We start from the raw sequence: 16381 nt of genomic DNA, 5'->3' as shown, positions 1-16381 counted from the left end.
ATTCCATGCATGCAAACAAAAGAATTTACTTGTCCGCTCCGCATATGAGCGGCCGGGAACAGCACTATATCGCAGAAGCCTTCCAGTCGAACTGGATCGCTCCGCTTGGCCCGCTCGTGAATACATTTGAAGAAAAAGTGGCTGACTTCGCCGGCGTAAAAGCGGCAGCGGCACTCAGTTCCGGAACGGCGGCGATTCATCTCGCCCTGCGTTTACTCGGTGTGGCAAAAGGGGATACGGTGTTTTGCTCTTCCTTTACCTTCGTCGCCTCAGCAAATCCTATTTTATACGAACAAGCGGAACCGGTCTTTATTGATTCAGAACGGGAAACGTGGAATATGTCGCCGGCGGCGCTTGAAAGAGCGCTTGTTGAAGCGAAACGCGCTGGAAAGCTGCCGAAAGCGGTGATTGTGGTCAACCTTTACGGCCAAAGCGCGAAAATGGATGAAATCATAAGTTTGTGTGATGCCTACGGGATTCCTGTGATTGAAGACGCCGCCGAATCTCTTGGCACGACCTATAAAGGAAAGCAGAGCGGCACATTCGGACGTTTCGGCATCTATTCCTTTAACGGAAACAAGATTATCACGACATCCGGCGGCGGCATGCTGATTTCAGATGACGAAGCCGCTATCGAGAAAGCAAGATTTCTCGCGTCCCAAGCCCGTGACCCCGCCGTTCACTACCAGCATAGCGAGGTCGGACATAATTACAGGCTGAGCAATATCCTCGCAGGTGTCGGCATTTCCCAGATAGAGGTGCTCGGGGAGCGTGTGAAAGCGAGGAGAGCCGTATTTGACACATATGAAAAAGCACTTGGGGACGTAGACGGTGTCAGCTTTTTGCCTGAGCTCTGCGAAAGCGTCTCAAATCGCTGGCTGACCGCCATCACGCTTGATAATGAGGTGAGCCCGCATGATGTGATCAATTGTCTTGCCGAAGAAAATATTGAAGCGAGGCCGCTGTGGAAACCGCTGCATACGCAGCCGCTTTTTGCATCATCTTTATACTATCCTCATCAAGAAAACGAAAGCGTATGTGAAGACTTATTCAGCCGCGGCGTTTGTCTTCCTTCCGGTTCTAATATGACAGAAGATGAGCAGGGGCGTGTTATTGATCTGCTGATCAAGCTTTTCCAAACAAATGAGGTGAATACATGGACAACAAGCATTCAATGATCAGCTTAAAGGAGAAATTGGCTGAGCTGCTCGAGATCATTCCTAAGCAATCTCACATTGTGTATGCCGACTATCCTCTATATGGGAATGTAGGGGATTTATTTATTATGAAAGGAACAGAATCCTTTTTTAAAGAACACGGCATTCGCGTTAAAAACCGCTGGAATCCTGACAATTTTCCTTTTGGCAGAAAGCTTAGCAAAGATACAATTATCGTCTGCCAAGGCGGCGGGAATTTCGGGGATTTATATCCGTATTATCAGAATTTCAGAGAAAAAGTGGTTCAAGCGTATCCGCATAATAGAATTGTCATCCTGCCGCAATCCATTTACTATCAAAACGAGGAGAACTTAAAACAGACTGCCGATATATTTTCAGGCCACCCTGATTTGTACATCGTCACAAGGGAAAAGGCCTCGTATCAAATTGCCGGCAATGCGTTTAAAAGAAACCACATCAGGCTTCTGCCTGACATGGCGCATCAGCTGTTTCCCATTTTGCCGACAAGAGCTTCTTCATTTCGCAAACTGCGTTTTATCAGAACCGACCATGAAGCGAATGAAGATTTACAGAAACATATGCACACAAAAAGTTATGATTGGAATACCGTGCTGTCAACGGGTGACCGCCGGATGATCGCCTGTTTTCAAACGCTCAATGTTTTGAATAAAAAAGCGGGAAATCTGCTGCCTATGGCGTATATGTGGGAAAAATATTCCGCATACATCGTCAGAAAAGCCATCCGTTTCTTCAGTGCTTATGAATCTGTAGAAACCTCAAGGCTTCACGGGCATATCTTATCCTCTCTTCTTGAAAAAGAGAACACCGTCATCGACAACTCTTACGGAAAGAATGCCAATTACTATCACACTTGGATGGAGGGGCTGCCATATGCCCGGATCCTTCAGGAAAGCGCCCGGAAAAAGGAAAACCTTCCTGCTCATTTATGAGCGGAAGGTTTATTTTGATTCGCCTCGTTTTACCTTGTTATAAGCCTCGTCCAAATGCTGAATCCGTTTTAAAACCACCGAGTTTTTTGTCAGCTGATCCTGCACAAGGGTGGATACGACCGAACGATAGTAGCTGTTCATCGCGTGAACTTTATCCTCGGATTGGTTCATTTCTATATGCTGTTTAAAATTTTCGATAAAGTAAGGAACAGAAAAAAGTTCAGACATCTATAAAGCATCTCCTTTTCATAAGTATATACGGTGTGAAGCCAATCATGTACAATGAAAAAAGGGGAGTGAGCATATGGATATGAAACTTCAGCAGGTACAAGTGTTAAAACCTCAATTAACCCAGGAGCTTCGGCAGGCCATCACGTTACTCGGCTATAACTCGGCTGAATTGACTGAATATATTGACGAGCTCTCACTGGAAAACCCTCTGATTGAACGAAAGGAAACAGACACGCCGCCACTATCTTATCATAAATCAAACAAAAAGATGATGAATGGGCAGGAAGCGGGAATCCAATTAAGTGATCCTCAAAAGACATTGCAAGACGTACTGACACATCAGGCGTTAGATCTGAAGCTGTCAAATTCCGAAAAAAGAATTTTTAATTATCTGATTCATTCACTTGATTCAAATGGCTATTTAGAAGAAGACCTGAGCATTGCGGCCCAAAATATATCAGCATCGGCTGCTGAAATAGAAGCGGTACTGTCCCAGCTTCAATCATTAGAGCCGGCCGGCGTCGGAGCAAGATCGCTTCAGGAATGCATCCTTATTCAGCTGCAGCGTCTGACGGTGCGGAACTGCCAGGCGGAAATGATCATAGCGGACCATTTCGAGCTATTTGCAAAAAAGAACTGGAAAGCGCTTTCAATAAAGGCAGACTTACCTCTTCAGACCATTCAGGAAGTTTCTGATCTGATTGCGGCGCTTAATCCGAGGCCGGGCCTTTTGCACGGAAAAACAGAGCCGGACCTTTATATTGAACCGGATATTTTTATCACGGTGAAAAACGGGCACATTAAAGCGAAACTCAACAGCCGCTCCTTCCCCGATATTCAGATGCATGCTCATTATCAGCCGCTGTTAACAGGGGGAACCTGCCAAGACACAGCTTCCTATTTGTCGTCTAAGTATCAGGAATGGCGCTGGCTGAGCCGCGCGCTCGCACAAAGAAAGCGAACCATTACCAGAATCATCGGCGAGCTGACCGTCCGGCAGAAACCCTTCTTCACTGAAGGGCGCGGCCGAATGAAACCGCTGACGCTGCGGGAGGTCGCCGATGCGCTTGACCTTCATGAATCAACCATAAGCAGAGCGATTAAAGGAAAAACAGTGCAAACGCCTTACGGATTGTTTGAGATGAAAACATTTTTCTCGGGAAAAGCGGAGGCGTCAGGAGACGGGGAAACTTCAAATTACGCTGTCAAAACACAGCTCCAGTCATTGATCACAAACGAGAATAAAACAAAGCCGCTCTCGGATCAAAAGCTGGCTGATTTATTATACGAGCAATGCAATATTCGAATTTCCAGACGAACAGTGGCAAAATACCGCGACCAGATGAACATTCCATCTTCAGCGGCCAGGAAAAGATATGAATAACATCCTCCCATGCCGGACACGGGAGGATGTTTTTCTTTCTATGGAATCATCCAGACAAAAAAATGATGCTGCAAAAAGGTAATGATACAGACAAGCAACAACAAAAACAGGCTGTGTTTAATCGTAAATCTGAAAAGCTCCGATTCTTTTCCGGCCAAGCCGACCGCCGCGCAAGCGACCGCGATCGACTGCGGAGAAATCATTTTTCCGGTGACGCCGCCTGAAGAGTTTGCCGCTACGGAAAGAATGGGGTCCATCCCGACAGAAAGCGCCGTTATCTTTTGCAGGTTGCCGAACAAAAGGTTAGCTGAGGTATCAGAACCTGTGATGAAGACGCCGAGCCAGCCGAGAACCGGTGAAAAAAAGGTAAACATCGCGCCTGTCATGGCAAGCGTCATACCAAGCGTCGTGCTCATCCCGGAAGAGTTGGTGACATAAGCAAAGCCGACCACTGAGGCAATGGTAAGAAGGGGAAACTTTAATTCCCGCAAGGTTTCTCCAAATACGGCCCCCCACTTTTTCCATGAAAGCGCGGTAATAAACTTTGAAAGCACGGCTGCAATCAGGATAGCCGTTCCCGCCGATCCCAGCACTTCGAGTTTATAAACCGCTTCAATCGGCGTCCCGTCCGCATGTAAGATCTGGTTATTCAAAAAAGGTACGCCAGGCGCAAAGGTAAGCTTTTCACCTACTGCATTCAGCCATTTAAGCCAAACAGCAGTGCCTTCGTAATGGCCGGTAAGCGCCGATTTCACTGAAGGAATTCCCCAAATCGAGATCATCAATGTCAGTAACAGAAACGGAGACCAGGCCTTGAAAATCTCGCCGCCGCTGTATGTTGGTTCAGATTCGCTTTTTTGCTTTTCAAGTGAGGCTGCCGCTTCTTGTTCTGCGGGAAATCTGAATGTCGTTTTCGGCTTCCAAAACTTTAAAAACACGGCAAGCGCGGCCATGGAAGCAAGCGCCGACAGCACATCCGGCAGTTCGGGTCCTAAAAAGTTGGAACTGACATACTGCACAGCCGCAAAAGAAACCCCCGAAACAAGAATCGCCGGCCATATTTCCAGCGCTTTTCTGAATCCGCTCATGATAATAATTAAGTATAAAGGGATAAATAAAGATAAAAACGGAAGCTGCCGCCCTACCATTTTTGAAATGTCCATCGCCGGAATTCCGGTCGGGCCTTCAACGGCGGTAATCGGAATGCCAATCGCTCCAAAGGCAACCGGTGCTGTATTGGCAATCAGACAGATGCCGGCCGCATAAAGCGGATTAAACCCGAGTCCGACAAGCAAAGCGGCGGAAATTGCGACCGGCGCTCCGAATCCGGCGGCTCCTTCTAAAAAAGCCCCGAAAGAAAATGCGATCAGCAAAGCCTGCAGCCGCCGGTCATCTGTAATCGACAGAACAGAACTGCGGATAATATCAAATTGTCCGGTTTTCACGGTGATTTTATACAAAAAAACAGATGTAACAATGATCCAGCCGATCGGCAATATGCCGTAAACCGCTCCTTGTGTAGCGGACATAAGCGCTTTTTCGGCAGGCATCCCATAAATAAATACAGCAACCCCTAAAGCAATCCCTAAAGTTGCCAGACCTGCTGTATACCCCTTCATTCTTTTAATCGCAAGCGCCCAGAAAAAGAAAATAATCGGTATAAGCGCGGCAATGGCAGATAAAAGCAGGTGATCCCCCAAAGGCGTGTACATCTGTGTCCATTGCATCCCCAAACCCCTCCTATAAAAAATGTCAGCCGGCCTATATGTAAGCGATTACTAAATATGATATGATCATCAGATGACTGGGTAATAGGACTAGCTAACTAGCATTATATTTTGAAAAAAATGAAAGCACAATACTTTTTTGCGGAAATTGTCTAAATCTTTTGAAGGAGACTAAAAGAGAGTATAATAGAGCAGAAACAGCCAGACCTTACAATTTACGAGGTGACAAGTATTGAAATACAAACAAATAATAACAAAAAAAATATACGAAGAAGTGGCAGATGCCTTATTGGATATGGTGAAAAGCGGCGAACTGAAGCCGGGTGACAAGCTTGACTCCGTTCAGGCGCTTGCAGAAAGCTTTCAAGTCAGCCGGTCGGCGGTTCGTGAGGCGCTCTCTGCCTTAAAAGCAATGGGGCTGGTCGAAATGAAGCAGGGGGAAGGAACCTATCTGAAGGAATTCGAACCGAATCAAATCTCTCAGCCGCTGTCATCCGCCCTTTTGATGAAAAAAGAAGACGTGAAACAGCTCCTTGAGGTCAGAAAATTGCTTGAAATCGGTGTTGCTTCCTTAGCTGCCGAAAAGCGGACGGAAGAGGACTTACAGAAAATTCATGCGGCCTTAAAGGAAATGGGAGAAATAGAAACGGACGAAGAACTGGGCGAGAAAGCCGATTTTGCTTTCCACCTGGCGCTTGCAGAGGCTTCAAAAAATGACCTGCTGAAACATCTGATGAACAACGTCTCATCACTATTGCTGGAAACGATGAGAGAAACGCGGAAAATCTGGCTGTTCTCCAAGGAGACAACGGTTCAGCGGCTTTATGAAGAGCATGAACGAATTTACAAAGCCGTTCATGCTCAAAATGGGGCAAAGGCGGAAGAAGCGATGCTTACGCACTTAACGAATGTGGAGAGTGTGCTTTCTGGATATTTTGAGGGAAATGCATAACCTATTCAGGAGTGTATATGGATTGAGTATCTAGACGACGAAATAACCCATGTGATGTTGAGTCTCATGGGTTATTTCATGTTTGAATTTATTTCAAATCAACTAAAATAAAGCATTCATCATCGCTTTTGTGATAGACACTTTTTTGACGATTCAGCGATTGTATAACCTTATCTTTTAACTTTGTTATAGGGATATTGCGATGATCCTTTAATATGGGTGATAAGTAGTCTGAATCTGCAGGGTCCATTACACCGTCTGTATAAAGGAGCAGCCTGCCTCCCCGTGTGTATGTGAAAGTGTTTGTTTCAAACGAAGCATCTTCAAACATACCGATGGGGATGCTTGTGGAATGTAACGGATATTGTTTTCCGTCAGTGTCCTGCCACAGGGCCGGAGGGTGTCCTGCATTGACATAATCGATTCTTTGCTGAGTAGATCATATCATGTAATGGCTTATTTGTATGGCTTTCTATCAGAGTGAATAGCAGTGATTCAGAAATAGGCGAAAATGCGGTTAGGAGTTTAAGAAAAAATGGAAAATCGGCCTGCAGATGTTTCAGCAAACGGCTTTCTTTCTTCTGTTACTTTATCTTGCATTTTTAACATGAAATAGGATCACAAGTTGGTAGAAGGAGCCGAAAGACCGTTAGTAACCCGCTGATTTTAAGACTTCTGGAAGAAAATCCTTTCAATTTTGTGTCCAAATAGTGTACGATATTTGTAAAGAGGTAAATTCAGGTCATCAGATGACCGGATCTTATATTGAGGGTGAAAGAGGGGTTCATCATGAAAGTCTCACTATTTGTCACTTGTCTTGTCGATATGTTTCAAACGAATGTTGGAAAAGCGACGGTCGAGCTGCTTGAACGGCTGGGGTGTGAGGTTGATTTTCCGGAAGGCCAGATCTGCTGCGGGCAGCCCGCATACAACAGCGGTTATGTAAATGACGCCAAAAAAGCGATGAAGCGTATGATCAAGTCGTTTCAGGAGTCAGATTATGTCGTCAGCCCATCGGGATCTTGCACAACGATGTTCAGGGAATATCCGCATTTATTCAAAGACGATCCGAAGTGGGCCGAGGAAGCGCAGCGGCTTGCGGATAAAACGTATGAGTTAACCGACTTTATCGTGAATGTGCTGGGGGTAGAGGATGTAGGCGCAACACTTCATAAAAAAGCGACCTTACATACATCGTGCCATATGACGAGGCTGCTCGGTGTGTCAGAGGAGCCGATGAAGCTGCTGAGCCATGTGAAGGGGCTTGAGTTCACGGCACTTCCCGGAAAGCACAACTGCTGCGGCTTTGGAGGAACGTTTTCCGTCAAAATGGCGCAGATTTCTGAACAGATGGTGGATGAAAAAGTCGCGTGTGTGGAAGAGACAGAAGCTGAAGTGCTCATCGGCGCGGACTGCGGCTGTCTGATGAATATCGGGGGCAGGCTTGGCCGAAAAGACAAGAATGTCAAAGTGATGCACATCGCCGAAGTGCTCAACAGCAGATAACTTGATACAGAGGGGGAAAAGGTCATGGCGATGAAAATCGGTACTGACGCTTTTAAAGAGCGGGTATCACAGGGGCTTGACAACCAATTTATGAGAGGCGCCGTCTCAGGCGCACAAGAACGTCTGCGGACGAGGCGCCTTGAAGCCGCGGAAGAATTGGGGAATTGGGAAGAGTGGCGCTCTTTATCAGAAGAGATCAGGCAGCATGTCCTTGAAAATCTTGATTTCTACTTAGAACAGCTTGCGTCAAATGTGGCGAATAGAGGTGGACATGTTTATTTTGCCGAAACAGCGGAACAAGCGTCCTCTTATATTCGGAATGTCATTCAAAAGAAGAATGGCAAAAAAATCGTAAAATCAAAATCAATGGTCACTGAAGAAATCAATTTAAATGAAGTGCTGGAGAAGGAAGGCTGCGAAGTCGTTGAAACCGATCTTGGGGAATACATTTTGCAGATTGATGATCATGATCCGCCATCACACATTGTCGCGCCGGCCCTTCACAAAAACAAGGAGCAAATCCGTGATGTGTTCAAAGAAAGGCTCTCCTATGAAAATACTGAGAAACCGGAAGAGCTGGTCATGCACGCGCGCGGCATTTTGCGGAAAAAATTCCTTGAAGCCGACATCGGCATTACCGGCTGCAACTTTGCCATTGCCGATACCGGTTCGGTCAGCCTTGTCACAAATGAAGGAAACGGCCGGCTTGTCACCTCGTTGCCGAAAACACAGATTACAGTGATGGGCATGGAGCGGATTGTCCCGTCTTTTTCTGAGTTTGAAGTGTTGGTCGGCATGCTGACAAGAAGCGCCGTCGGACAGCGGCTGACAAGCTACATTACCGCGCTGACAGGGCCTAAACTGGAAGGGGAAGCGGATGGTCCGGAAGAATTTCATCTTGTGATTGTCGATAATGGGCGCTCCGGCATCCTGGGCACAGAATTCCAGTCTGTGCTTCAGTGTATCCGCTGCGCGGCATGTATTAACGTATGCCCGGTGTACCGGCATGTCGGCGGGCATTCATACGGATCCATTTATTCAGGGCCGATCGGAGCGGTCTTATCGCCGCTGCTTGGCGGCTACGACGATTTTAAGGAACTTCCTTACGCATCCACATTATGTGCTGCATGCTCGGAAGCGTGTCCGGTTAAAATCCCGCTGCATGAGCTGCTTCTCAAGCACAGGCAGAATATTGTCGAAAAAGAAGGCAAAGCGCCGATCAGTGAAAAGCTTGCGATGAAAGCATTTGGTCTCGGTTCGTCCTCCAAGTCGCTTTACAAATTGGGGTCTAAATGGGCGCCTGCTGCGATGACACCTTTTACAGAAGATGAAAAAATCTCGAAAGGCCCAGGCCCGTTGAAAGAATGGACACAAATCCGCGATTTCCCTGCACCGCATAAATCCAGATTCAGAGACTGGTTTGCAGATCGGGAAAAGAGCGAAAGCAAGGAGGAGGAGAAGAAGCGATGACAAAGGGAACCATACAGCATCAGGACAGCTTTTTAAATCGGATTGCATCCAGCCTCGGCCGGGACAGAAGAACGGAAGGAGTCATCGTTCCTGATTGGACGCATCAGCCCCAGCATAAAGTGTATGAAGGATATTCAACAGATGACTTAGTCGGCGTGCTGAAAAATCAGTGTGTCAAAATCCATACGGAATTAATCGAGACTGATTCGGCGGGGCTTTATGATGCGCTTCGCGAGCAAGTGAGCCGATTCTCCGGGGGCCCCGTGATCATACCGAAAGATCCGCGATTTGAAGCGTATGGATTAGGAAGTCTGCTTCAGCAGGATTGGCCTGCTGAAGGCATTCCGGTTTGGGAATGGGATGCAAAACAAGGAGAAGACAATATTGCCAAGGCCGAAGAAGCTAATGTGGGGATTACATTCAGCGAAATCACGCTTGCGGAATCAGGAACGGTCGTTTTATTCTCTTCCAAAGATAAAGGAAGGTCCGTCAGTCTCCTGCCTACCACCTATATCGCCATTGTCCCTAAATCAAGCATCGTGCCGCGGATGACGCAGGCAAGCGACATCATCAAGAAGAATATCGCCCAGGGCGTCACCATTCCTTCATGTATTAACTACGTGACAGGACCGAGCAACTCGGCTGATATTGAAATGGATTTGGTCGTCGGTGTGCACGGGCCGGTAAAAGCCGCCTATATCCTTGTGCATGATAGATAAAAAGGAACCCCGGCATTTGCCAGGGTTCCTTTATTTGCTGATTGTCAAGGCCTCCTCCTTTAACGTAAACATATACTATTGTGATATAGCATGTCTCTGATTTAGAAAACTTATTTTTTTATTGAATCTAAGAGACCCATAGCCGATCATATTAATATACATATAAGAGGAGGCACCATCTTGAAAAAAACGTTTTTGGCCGTTATTTCACTAGCCATAGCTTTGGCTCTATTTACATATTCAAACACAGAAGCAAAAGCAGCGAAAATGACCCTCGGTTATACAACAGGGGACACGGCTTCTTATAACTCGCTGACGAAATTTCACAAATACCTCAATTCAATCGCAACAGATACGTTTGCCTTTGACAAAAGCGGAAATCTGATTGGGGAGGCTCCCAATAAACAGCTTACATTCGCGAAAAAAAATAAAATCAAAACATGGGCAGTCATTTCCAATTATAATGATGCGATTTCTGATTTTGACGGGGACTTAGCCAATCGCGTCATGACCAATAAAACAGCCAGAAAACACTTTATCGAGCAGCTGGTCAAGCTTGCGAAAAAACATTCATTTTACGGCGTTAATATCGACTTTGAAGCGGTGAATCCAAAAGATCGATCAAAGTATTCCAGCCTCATCCAAGATGTCTCGGCTGCTTTAAAAAAGAAAAAAATCAAAACAATGGTTTCAGTTCCTGCCAAAAGTGCAGATGATAAAGGCGACGACTGGAGCTGGCCATACGATTATGCGAAAATCGGAAAATATGCCGATTACGTACAAGTCATGACCTATGACGAACATGGCATTTGGGGCGAGCCGGGTTCTGTTGCAAGTACAAACTGGATCAAAAGCTCTTTACAATTTGCAGTGAAAAAAATCAAACCGAATAAAGTCGTCATGGGAATTCCTTCATACGGAAATGACTGGGATCTGACAGACCAAACAAACAGCACAGTAAAACAGTGGACTGAGATCAATACCCTCAAAAAGAAGCTAAAAGCCAAGCCTGCTTACAATAAGAAAACAGGGTCGATGACGTTCTCTTATGTTGATAAAAACAAACATAAACATGTCGTTTGGTATGAAATTGAAAAAACCATTCAAACGAAAAGCCATCTGGTAAAGCAATATAAAATCGCCGGTGTCTCTGTCTATGCTTTAGGGCATGAATCGGCGTCGTTTTGGAAAGCCATTCAAGCAGGAATAAAATAATGTAAAAAAATGGATCATATGATTCGAAAGAAATATATTTTTTAGTATTGACATACAAAAGTTAAGAACGTATATTATGTTAATATATTCAGAAAATAAAGTTTCATCTAACAGAAAATAAAACACATAGATCGGGAGCAGTAAAAGAACCAAATCAGTAACAGAGAGCTGCGGGGTGGTGCGACGCAGTCTGATTCTTCTTTGAACTCGCCCGGGAGTGGTAGGACAAAACGGAATAGAAAGAATATTCCCTATGTTTTAACGGGTAACCTACGTTATGAGGTTCAAAGCAGGATTCTGTCACAGAAAGAATCAACAAGAGTGGTACCGCGGTCAGCCAAAGGCTCGCCGTCTCTTTATCTCATCGTAAGATAAAGAGGCGGCGGGCCTTTTTTATTAAAGAAAAGAAAGCAGAGGGCGTGTATAAATGGAAAAGGACAAACAGACTTTAAAGCGGACGATGACGTCGCGGCATATTATGATGATGGCATTGGGCGGAGCGATCGGTGCAGGCTTATTTAAAGGAAGCAGCACCGCGATTGATGTAGCAGGCCCGTCTGTTATTATCGCTTATCTTATCGGAGGTATTATTTTACTTTTTATTATGCAGGGCTTAGCCGAAATGGCTGTTCGGAATAGTAATGCCAGAACATTCCGTGACCTTGTGCAATCTGTTTTAGGGAATTACGCGGCTTATTTTTTAGATTGGATTTACTGGAAAATGTGGGTGTTGAATATTGCGGCAGAGGCCGTAGTTGCCGCGATTTTTCTCCAGTATTGGCTGCCGGATTATCCGATTTGGGCATTGGCGCTGGGGATTTCTCTATTGGTCACGATTGTGAATCTGCTTTCCGTGAAAATATTTGCTGAGACGGAGTATTGGCTTGCGCTGATTAAAATTGCAGTGATTGTCATTTTTATCATATTAGGTTTACTGCTATTATTTTTTACATTCGGCAATCATTCAGCTGTAGGCTTATCTAATTTAACGGAGCACGGCGGATTTTTCCCGCACGGACCTAGCGGGCTGATCACAGCTATGCTGGTTGTCATCTATTCTTACGGCGGCACTGAGATTATCGGTGTAACCTTGGCGGAGACAAAAAACCCTGAAAAGGTTGTACCAAAGGCTGTTCGCAGCACATTAACACGTATCGTGGCGTTTTATTTGCTGCCGTTTTTCATCATTGTCAGCCTGATCCCGTGGAATCAAGTAAATTCCGTTCCGGAAAGCCCGTTTGTCATGGTGTTTAAAATGGTTGGAGTTCCCGGTGCGGATCATATTATGAACGCAGTCATCTTGTTAGCGATTATCTCATCCATGAACTCCGGCTTATACGGTTCCTCCCGCATTTTATATACGCAGGCAATGGATGGGCGGGTTCCGAAGATGTTTTCCAAGCTTTCAAAGAAAAAAGTTCCCGTCTATGCGATTTTAATGTGTACGTCGTTTCTGTATGTGGGCGTACTGATTTCTCTATTTGCGGGCAGCCAAACCTTTACCTATTTAATGGGCTCTCTTGGCTATACGGTCTTATTTATTTGGCTGATTATCGGATTCGCCCATTTGAAATCAAGGAAAAACCAAACGGAAATGCCGAGCTATTATGTGAAATGGTTTCCTTACACCACATGGTTCGCGATCCTTTCATTAATTGCCATTCTGATAGGCGTCATCTTGACAACATCCATTGTGATTACCTGCATTACCGCAGCGATTTATCTTTTGATTACAGCGGCGTATGTGTGGAAAGGAAGACGTCATCAATAGAAAAAAAACTCTTGTCTCAAGCAGACAAGAGTTTTTTATGTTCCGTTTACTGTGCAGCTTTTCCTTTGATGCCAAGCGGATTAGCGGCTTTAAGCTTTTTCGGTTTTGAGTTCACAAAGCAAATACTGATGACAATGAAAAGCAGGCCAGCTAAAAGATTGAAGGTGAGCGGCTCATGAAGGAACAGCGCGCTGACCGTAATTGAAATAAGCGGAATCAAAAAAGTATAGGATGCAACCTTGCTCGCTTCTCCGGATCCGACAAGCATAAAGAACACAAGCCAGCCGAGCGCAATGACAAACACGGAGATGAACAAAAGGCTGATGACAAAAGGTGCCGTCCATTGGATCGCGGACCAGCTTTCTGTCGAAAATCCTGATATAAGTAAAAACACACTGCCGATAGTCAGCTGCAGGGCAACCATCCAAATGGAATCAACACGGCTTCCTGTTTTTTTCATAAAGACTGTCCCAAGCGCCCAGCTAATGGCTGAACCGAGCGCAAGCAGAATGCCGGTCACGGAGATGTGTCCGCTGAAGCCGGCCGCACTGATGACAGCGACACCTGCGAAACCGACTGCCAGCCCGACCAGCTTCAAAGCAAACATGGATTCGCCGAGCCACATCCACGAGAAAATGCCCATTAATACAGGCTGAAAGAAAACGATAGCGGAAAACAAGCCGGCCGGCAGATAATTCAGCCCGATGGTTTGCAGTCCGTAAAATAATGAAATATTTAAAATGGCAGAAATAAGATAGATATGCCACGTCTGTTTAAAACGGAGCTTTTGCAGACGCGGTAAAGCAACCAATAGCAATAACAGTCCGCCGATCAGCGTCCTGATACCCGCAAATAATAAAGGCGGCGAGTAAGCGAGGGCGGCTTTTGACAGCGGCCAGTTGACTCCCCACATGATAACCAGAAACGCAAGAAAGAATGCTGTCTGCGCCTTAGAAAGCTGTTTCAACTTCAATCACTCCTTGTAGAACATTTCCATCATATGATACGGTATTAAACAAGATAAATAAAATGAATCTTTTTTATGAGGAGCATAAGTAAATAGTTATGACTATTACCCAATTGCAAGTTTTCGTAAAAACAGCTGAAACGGGAAGCTTTACAAAAGCCGGGCAGGCGCTGAATATGACACAGCCGGCCGTCAGCCACGCGATTTCCGCGATCGAGGCCGAGCTTGGTGTGAAGCTGATCATTCGCGACCGCCGGAACGGACTGATGCTGACGGATACAGGGAAGAACATTTTGGTTCATATCAGAGAAGTATTAAAAGGGATTGAAAAAGTCGAGCAGGTCGCTGCCGCGGAAAAAGGGCTCGAGCTTGGGACGATTCATATCGGCACCTTTCCATCCGCGTCCGCACATTTTATGCCAAAGCTGATCAGTGTGTTTAAACAAAAGTATCCGAAGCTTGAACTGATTTTGCATGAAGGAACAGTAGATGAGGTGAGAGAATGGCTTCAATCACGGATTATTGATGCAGGCATTCTGCTTTTCCCCGCTCGGGATATGGAATATATTCCGCTCAAAAAAGACAAGATGGTTGTGGTGCTTCGCGATGACCACCCGCTGTGCAGCCGTTCAGCCATTACGCTGAACGATTTAGACCAAGAACCGATGGTTGTATGTTACGGAGGCTATGAATCTCCCTTTATTGAATTATTTAAGCAGGCCGGTTCCACGCTCAACACAGCGTATACCGTTTATAACGTCAATACCTCCATCAATATGATCCGAGAAGGCTTAGGGCTTGCGATTATATCCGAGCTTTCCATGTCCGGAATGCCGCTGCCCGAGCATGTGGTGACGCGTGATCTTGACCCGCAGGTGTTCAGAGAGATCCAGCTCGCTGTTCCTTCTTTAAAGGAAGCCTCGCTTGCGGTCCAGCTTTTTATTCAGACCGCTCAGGAACTGTTTACGTAACACATCTCCCGTCTCATCTTCAAAAGCATCGGTATAAGCAATCAATGCGGAGCGCATATGGCGCTGCGCATTTTTTATGCTTGTGTATTTCCTTGGCATTTATCATTGTTCGAATTTCATCGAATCAATTTCTTTAAATGGGTGGTACGGGTATGGTATGGTGGTTGTTAGATGCCCTTCGGTAAAGAAAGGCTCAAGATATTTCTAAATTGCACACGCAAACGGCATCAGGCTGTTCACTTACATCACATCTTAAAAGGAGAGAAAAATGTCAAATAAACAACTGAAAGATACAAAGTTTTCCGTATTGAATTTATCTCCTATCGTCAAAGGAGGAACTGTTGAAGAAGCCTTTAAAAACAGCATGGATTTAGCCCGCCGCGCGGAAGAATGGGGTTACAACCGCTACTGGCTTGCCGAGCATCACAATATTGAAGGTGTCGCAAGCTCGGCGACGTCCGTATTAATCGGCCATATAGCTGGCGGAACAAAAAAAATCCGCGTCGGTTCCGGCGGAATTATGCTGCCGAACCATTCCTCGCTGGTCATTGCGGAACAATTCGGAACCCTTGAAACGCTCTATCCCGGCCGAATTGATTTAGGGCTGGGCAGGGCGCCGGGTACCGATCAATTAACGGCAAGAGCATTAAGAAGAAATATAAACAGCGGTGAAGATTTTCCTGAACAGCTGGACGAATTGCGCAATTACTTTAAGCCGTCAGGAAACGTACGCAATCAAGTTCGCGCCATCCCTGGAGAAGGCTTGGATGTGCCGATCTGGCTGCTTGGTTCAAGCGGCTTCAGCGCCCGTCTTGCCGGTGAGCTCGGGCTTCCGTTCGCATTTGCGGCTCATTTCTCACCGGCGAATACCGTTCCTGCATTAGAGCTGTACCGCAATTCCTTCACGCCGTCAGACGTATTGGACGAACCGTATGCAATGGTCGGTGTAACAGTTATTGCCGCCGATAAGAATGAAAAAGCGCAGCGTCTCGCGACCTCGCATTATCAGAAATTTTTAGACCTTGTCCGCGGCACACCGAACCAGCTTAAACCGCCTGTCGAAGATATGGACCAAATCTGGAGTCCGTATGAAAAAGCGATGGTCAATGAGCAGCTCAGTTCCACGATTATCGGCGGTCCGAAAGAGGTAAAGGCGAAGCTTGAAGACTTTATCCGGACGACCGGGGCTGACGAAATCATGGTGAATTCTGAAACCTTTGAGCACAGCGACAGACTGCGCTCCTTTGAAATCATCGCCGATATTATGAAAAACAGCTGAGTTCTTTCAATATATTCATACACAAAAAAGCAATGTAATGGGAATTCCATCACATTGCTTT

The 16381-nt window shown here is 45.9% G+C and carries 14 protein-coding genes, 1 pseudogene and 1 other annotated feature; of the genes and pseudogenes, 11 read left to right on the top strand and 4 right to left on the bottom strand.

All coding sequences use genetic code 11. The features are described from left to right. Nucleotides 1–5 precede the first annotated feature (5 nt). Together AAHT65_RS02940 and AAHT65_RS02935 are read left to right on the top strand one after the other, a co-directional pair. The gene (locus AAHT65_RS02940; protein ID WP_343310959.1) at nt 6–1178 is read left to right on the top strand and encodes a DegT/DnrJ/EryC1/StrS family aminotransferase; all 1173 of its coding nucleotides are present in this window, start codon (nt 6–8) and stop codon (nt 1176–1178) included. Beyond that, a complete protein-coding gene (locus tag AAHT65_RS02935) occupies nt 1157–2128 on the top strand; it encodes a polysaccharide pyruvyl transferase family protein (protein ID WP_343310958.1) in 972 nt (323 codons plus the stop codon). Before AAHT65_RS02940 ends, AAHT65_RS02935 begins: the two co-directional genes overlap by 22 nt. Nucleotides 2129–2137: 9 nt before the next feature. Here the strand turns inward: AAHT65_RS02935 and yvfG are convergent, their stop codons facing one another. Continuing rightward, nucleotides 2138–2356, bottom strand: coding sequence for a protein YvfG (gene yvfG / locus AAHT65_RS02930; RefSeq protein WP_063638022.1), 219 nt, complete (start codon nt 2354–2356; stop codon nt 2138–2140). A gap of 76 nt (nt 2357–2432) precedes the next feature. On the opposite strand from yvfG, the gene rpoN reads away from it, so the two are divergent. After that, the gene (gene rpoN, locus AAHT65_RS02925; protein ID WP_343310957.1) at nt 2433–3743 is read left to right on the top strand and encodes an RNA polymerase factor sigma-54; all 1311 of its coding nucleotides are present in this window, start codon (nt 2433–2435) and stop codon (nt 3741–3743) included. A gap of 38 nt (nt 3744–3781) precedes the next feature. Here the strand turns inward: rpoN and lutP are convergent, their stop codons facing one another. Continuing rightward, entirely contained in the window at nt 3782–5470 is a 1689-nt protein-coding gene (lutP, locus tag AAHT65_RS02920; RefSeq protein WP_343310956.1) for an L-lactate permease LutP, read from the bottom strand. 232 nt (nt 5471–5702) lie between these two features. On the opposite strand from lutP, the gene AAHT65_RS02915 reads away from it, so the two are divergent. Beyond that, nucleotides 5703–6422, top strand: a complete 720-nt coding sequence (locus AAHT65_RS02915) for a FadR/GntR family transcriptional regulator (protein WP_343310955.1) — start codon at nt 5703–5705, stop codon at nt 6420–6422. 88 nt (nt 6423–6510) lie between these two features. Here AAHT65_RS02915 and AAHT65_RS02910 read toward each other — a convergent pair. Continuing rightward, nucleotides 6511–6855: pseudogene (locus AAHT65_RS02910) on the bottom strand (PP2C family protein-serine/threonine phosphatase); the annotation flags it as partial. Between the two features lie 356 nt (nt 6856–7211). On the opposite strand from AAHT65_RS02910, the gene AAHT65_RS02905 reads away from it, so the two are divergent. The 5 genes from AAHT65_RS02905 (at nt 7212) to AAHT65_RS02885 (ending at nt 13103) form a co-directional block, all read left to right on the top strand. Beyond that, the gene (locus AAHT65_RS02905; RefSeq protein ID WP_003326857.1) at nt 7212–7928 is read left to right on the top strand and encodes a (Fe-S)-binding protein; all 717 of its coding nucleotides are present in this window, start codon (nt 7212–7214) and stop codon (nt 7926–7928) included. Nucleotides 7929–7952: 24 nt separating this feature from the next. Continuing rightward, the gene (locus AAHT65_RS02900) at nt 7953–9398 is read left to right on the top strand and encodes a LutB/LldF family L-lactate oxidation iron-sulfur protein (RefSeq protein WP_003326858.1); all 1446 of its coding nucleotides are present in this window, start codon (nt 7953–7955) and stop codon (nt 9396–9398) included. Next, complete coding sequence (locus AAHT65_RS02895) at nt 9395–10117, top strand: LutC/YkgG family protein (RefSeq protein ID WP_063638019.1); 723 nt, start codon at nt 9395–9397, stop codon at nt 10115–10117. Before AAHT65_RS02900 ends, AAHT65_RS02895 begins: the two co-directional genes overlap by 4 nt. A 180-nt stretch (nt 10118–10297) precedes the next feature. Further along, nucleotides 10298–11332, top strand: coding sequence for a glycosyl hydrolase family 18 protein (locus AAHT65_RS02890; protein ID WP_343310954.1), 1035 nt, complete (start codon nt 10298–10300; stop codon nt 11330–11332). Between the two features lie 118 nt (nt 11333–11450). Then, nucleotides 11451–11691: a binding site (T-box leader), on the top strand. A gap of 68 nt (nt 11692–11759) precedes the next feature. Next, nucleotides 11760–13103, top strand: coding sequence for an amino acid permease (locus tag AAHT65_RS02885; RefSeq protein ID WP_343310953.1), 1344 nt, complete (start codon nt 11760–11762; stop codon nt 13101–13103). Between the two features lie 46 nt (nt 13104–13149). On the opposite strand, the gene AAHT65_RS02880 is transcribed toward AAHT65_RS02885, so the two are convergent. Beyond that, nucleotides 13150–14070 carry a DMT family transporter gene (locus tag AAHT65_RS02880; RefSeq protein WP_003326862.1) on the bottom strand — a complete coding sequence of 307 codons (921 nt, stop codon included), beginning with the start codon at nt 14068–14070 and terminating at the stop codon, nt 13150–13152. A 98-nt stretch (nt 14071–14168) separates the two neighbouring features. Between AAHT65_RS02880 and AAHT65_RS02875 the strand changes: the two genes are divergently transcribed. Together AAHT65_RS02875 and AAHT65_RS02870 are read left to right on the top strand one after the other, a co-directional pair. After that, nucleotides 14169–15041, top strand: coding sequence for a LysR family transcriptional regulator (locus AAHT65_RS02875; protein ID WP_106272620.1), 873 nt, complete (start codon nt 14169–14171; stop codon nt 15039–15041). Nucleotides 15042–15309: 268 nt separating this feature from the next. Beyond that, nucleotides 15310–16320, top strand: coding sequence for an LLM class flavin-dependent oxidoreductase (locus AAHT65_RS02870; protein WP_343310952.1), 1011 nt, complete (start codon nt 15310–15312; stop codon nt 16318–16320). Nucleotides 16321–16381: the final 61 nt, after the last annotated feature.

Origin of the sequence: Bacillus atrophaeus (assembly GCF_039519175.1) — a bacterium.
In the GTDB taxonomy this organism is placed as follows: domain Bacteria; phylum Bacillota; class Bacilli; order Bacillales; family Bacillaceae; genus Bacillus; species Bacillus atrophaeus.
The sequence above is the reverse complement of the archived record's forward strand: the minus strand, read 5'-3'. Positions and strand labels throughout refer to the sequence as shown.

Coding starts and splice junctions, on each gene's coding strand:
- AAHT65_RS02940 (WP_343310959.1), top strand. CDS start 6: ATGCATGCAAACAAAAGAATTTACTTGTCCGCTCCGCATATGAGCGGC.
- AAHT65_RS02935 (WP_343310958.1), top strand. CDS start 1,157: ATGGACAACAAGCATTCAATGATCAGCTTAAAGGAGAAATTGGCTGAG.
- yvfG (WP_063638022.1), bottom strand. CDS start 2,356: ATGTCTGAACTTTTTTCTGTTCCTTACTTTATCGAAAATTTTAAACAG.
- rpoN (WP_343310957.1), top strand. CDS start 2,433: ATGGATATGAAACTTCAGCAGGTACAAGTGTTAAAACCTCAATTAACC.
- lutP (WP_343310956.1), bottom strand. CDS start 5,470: ATGCAATGGACACAGATGTACACGCCTTTGGGGGATCACCTGCTTTTA.
- AAHT65_RS02905 (WP_003326857.1), top strand. CDS start 7,212: ATGAAAGTCTCACTATTTGTCACTTGTCTTGTCGATATGTTTCAAACG.
- AAHT65_RS02900 (WP_003326858.1), top strand. CDS start 7,953: ATGGCGATGAAAATCGGTACTGACGCTTTTAAAGAGCGGGTATCACAG.
- AAHT65_RS02895 (WP_063638019.1), top strand. CDS start 9,395: ATGACAAAGGGAACCATACAGCATCAGGACAGCTTTTTAAATCGGATT.
- AAHT65_RS02885 (WP_343310953.1), top strand. CDS start 11,760: ATGGAAAAGGACAAACAGACTTTAAAGCGGACGATGACGTCGCGGCAT.
- AAHT65_RS02875 (WP_106272620.1), top strand. CDS start 14,169: ATGACTATTACCCAATTGCAAGTTTTCGTAAAAACAGCTGAAACGGGA.
- AAHT65_RS02870 (WP_343310952.1), top strand. CDS start 15,310: ATGTCAAATAAACAACTGAAAGATACAAAGTTTTCCGTATTGAATTTA.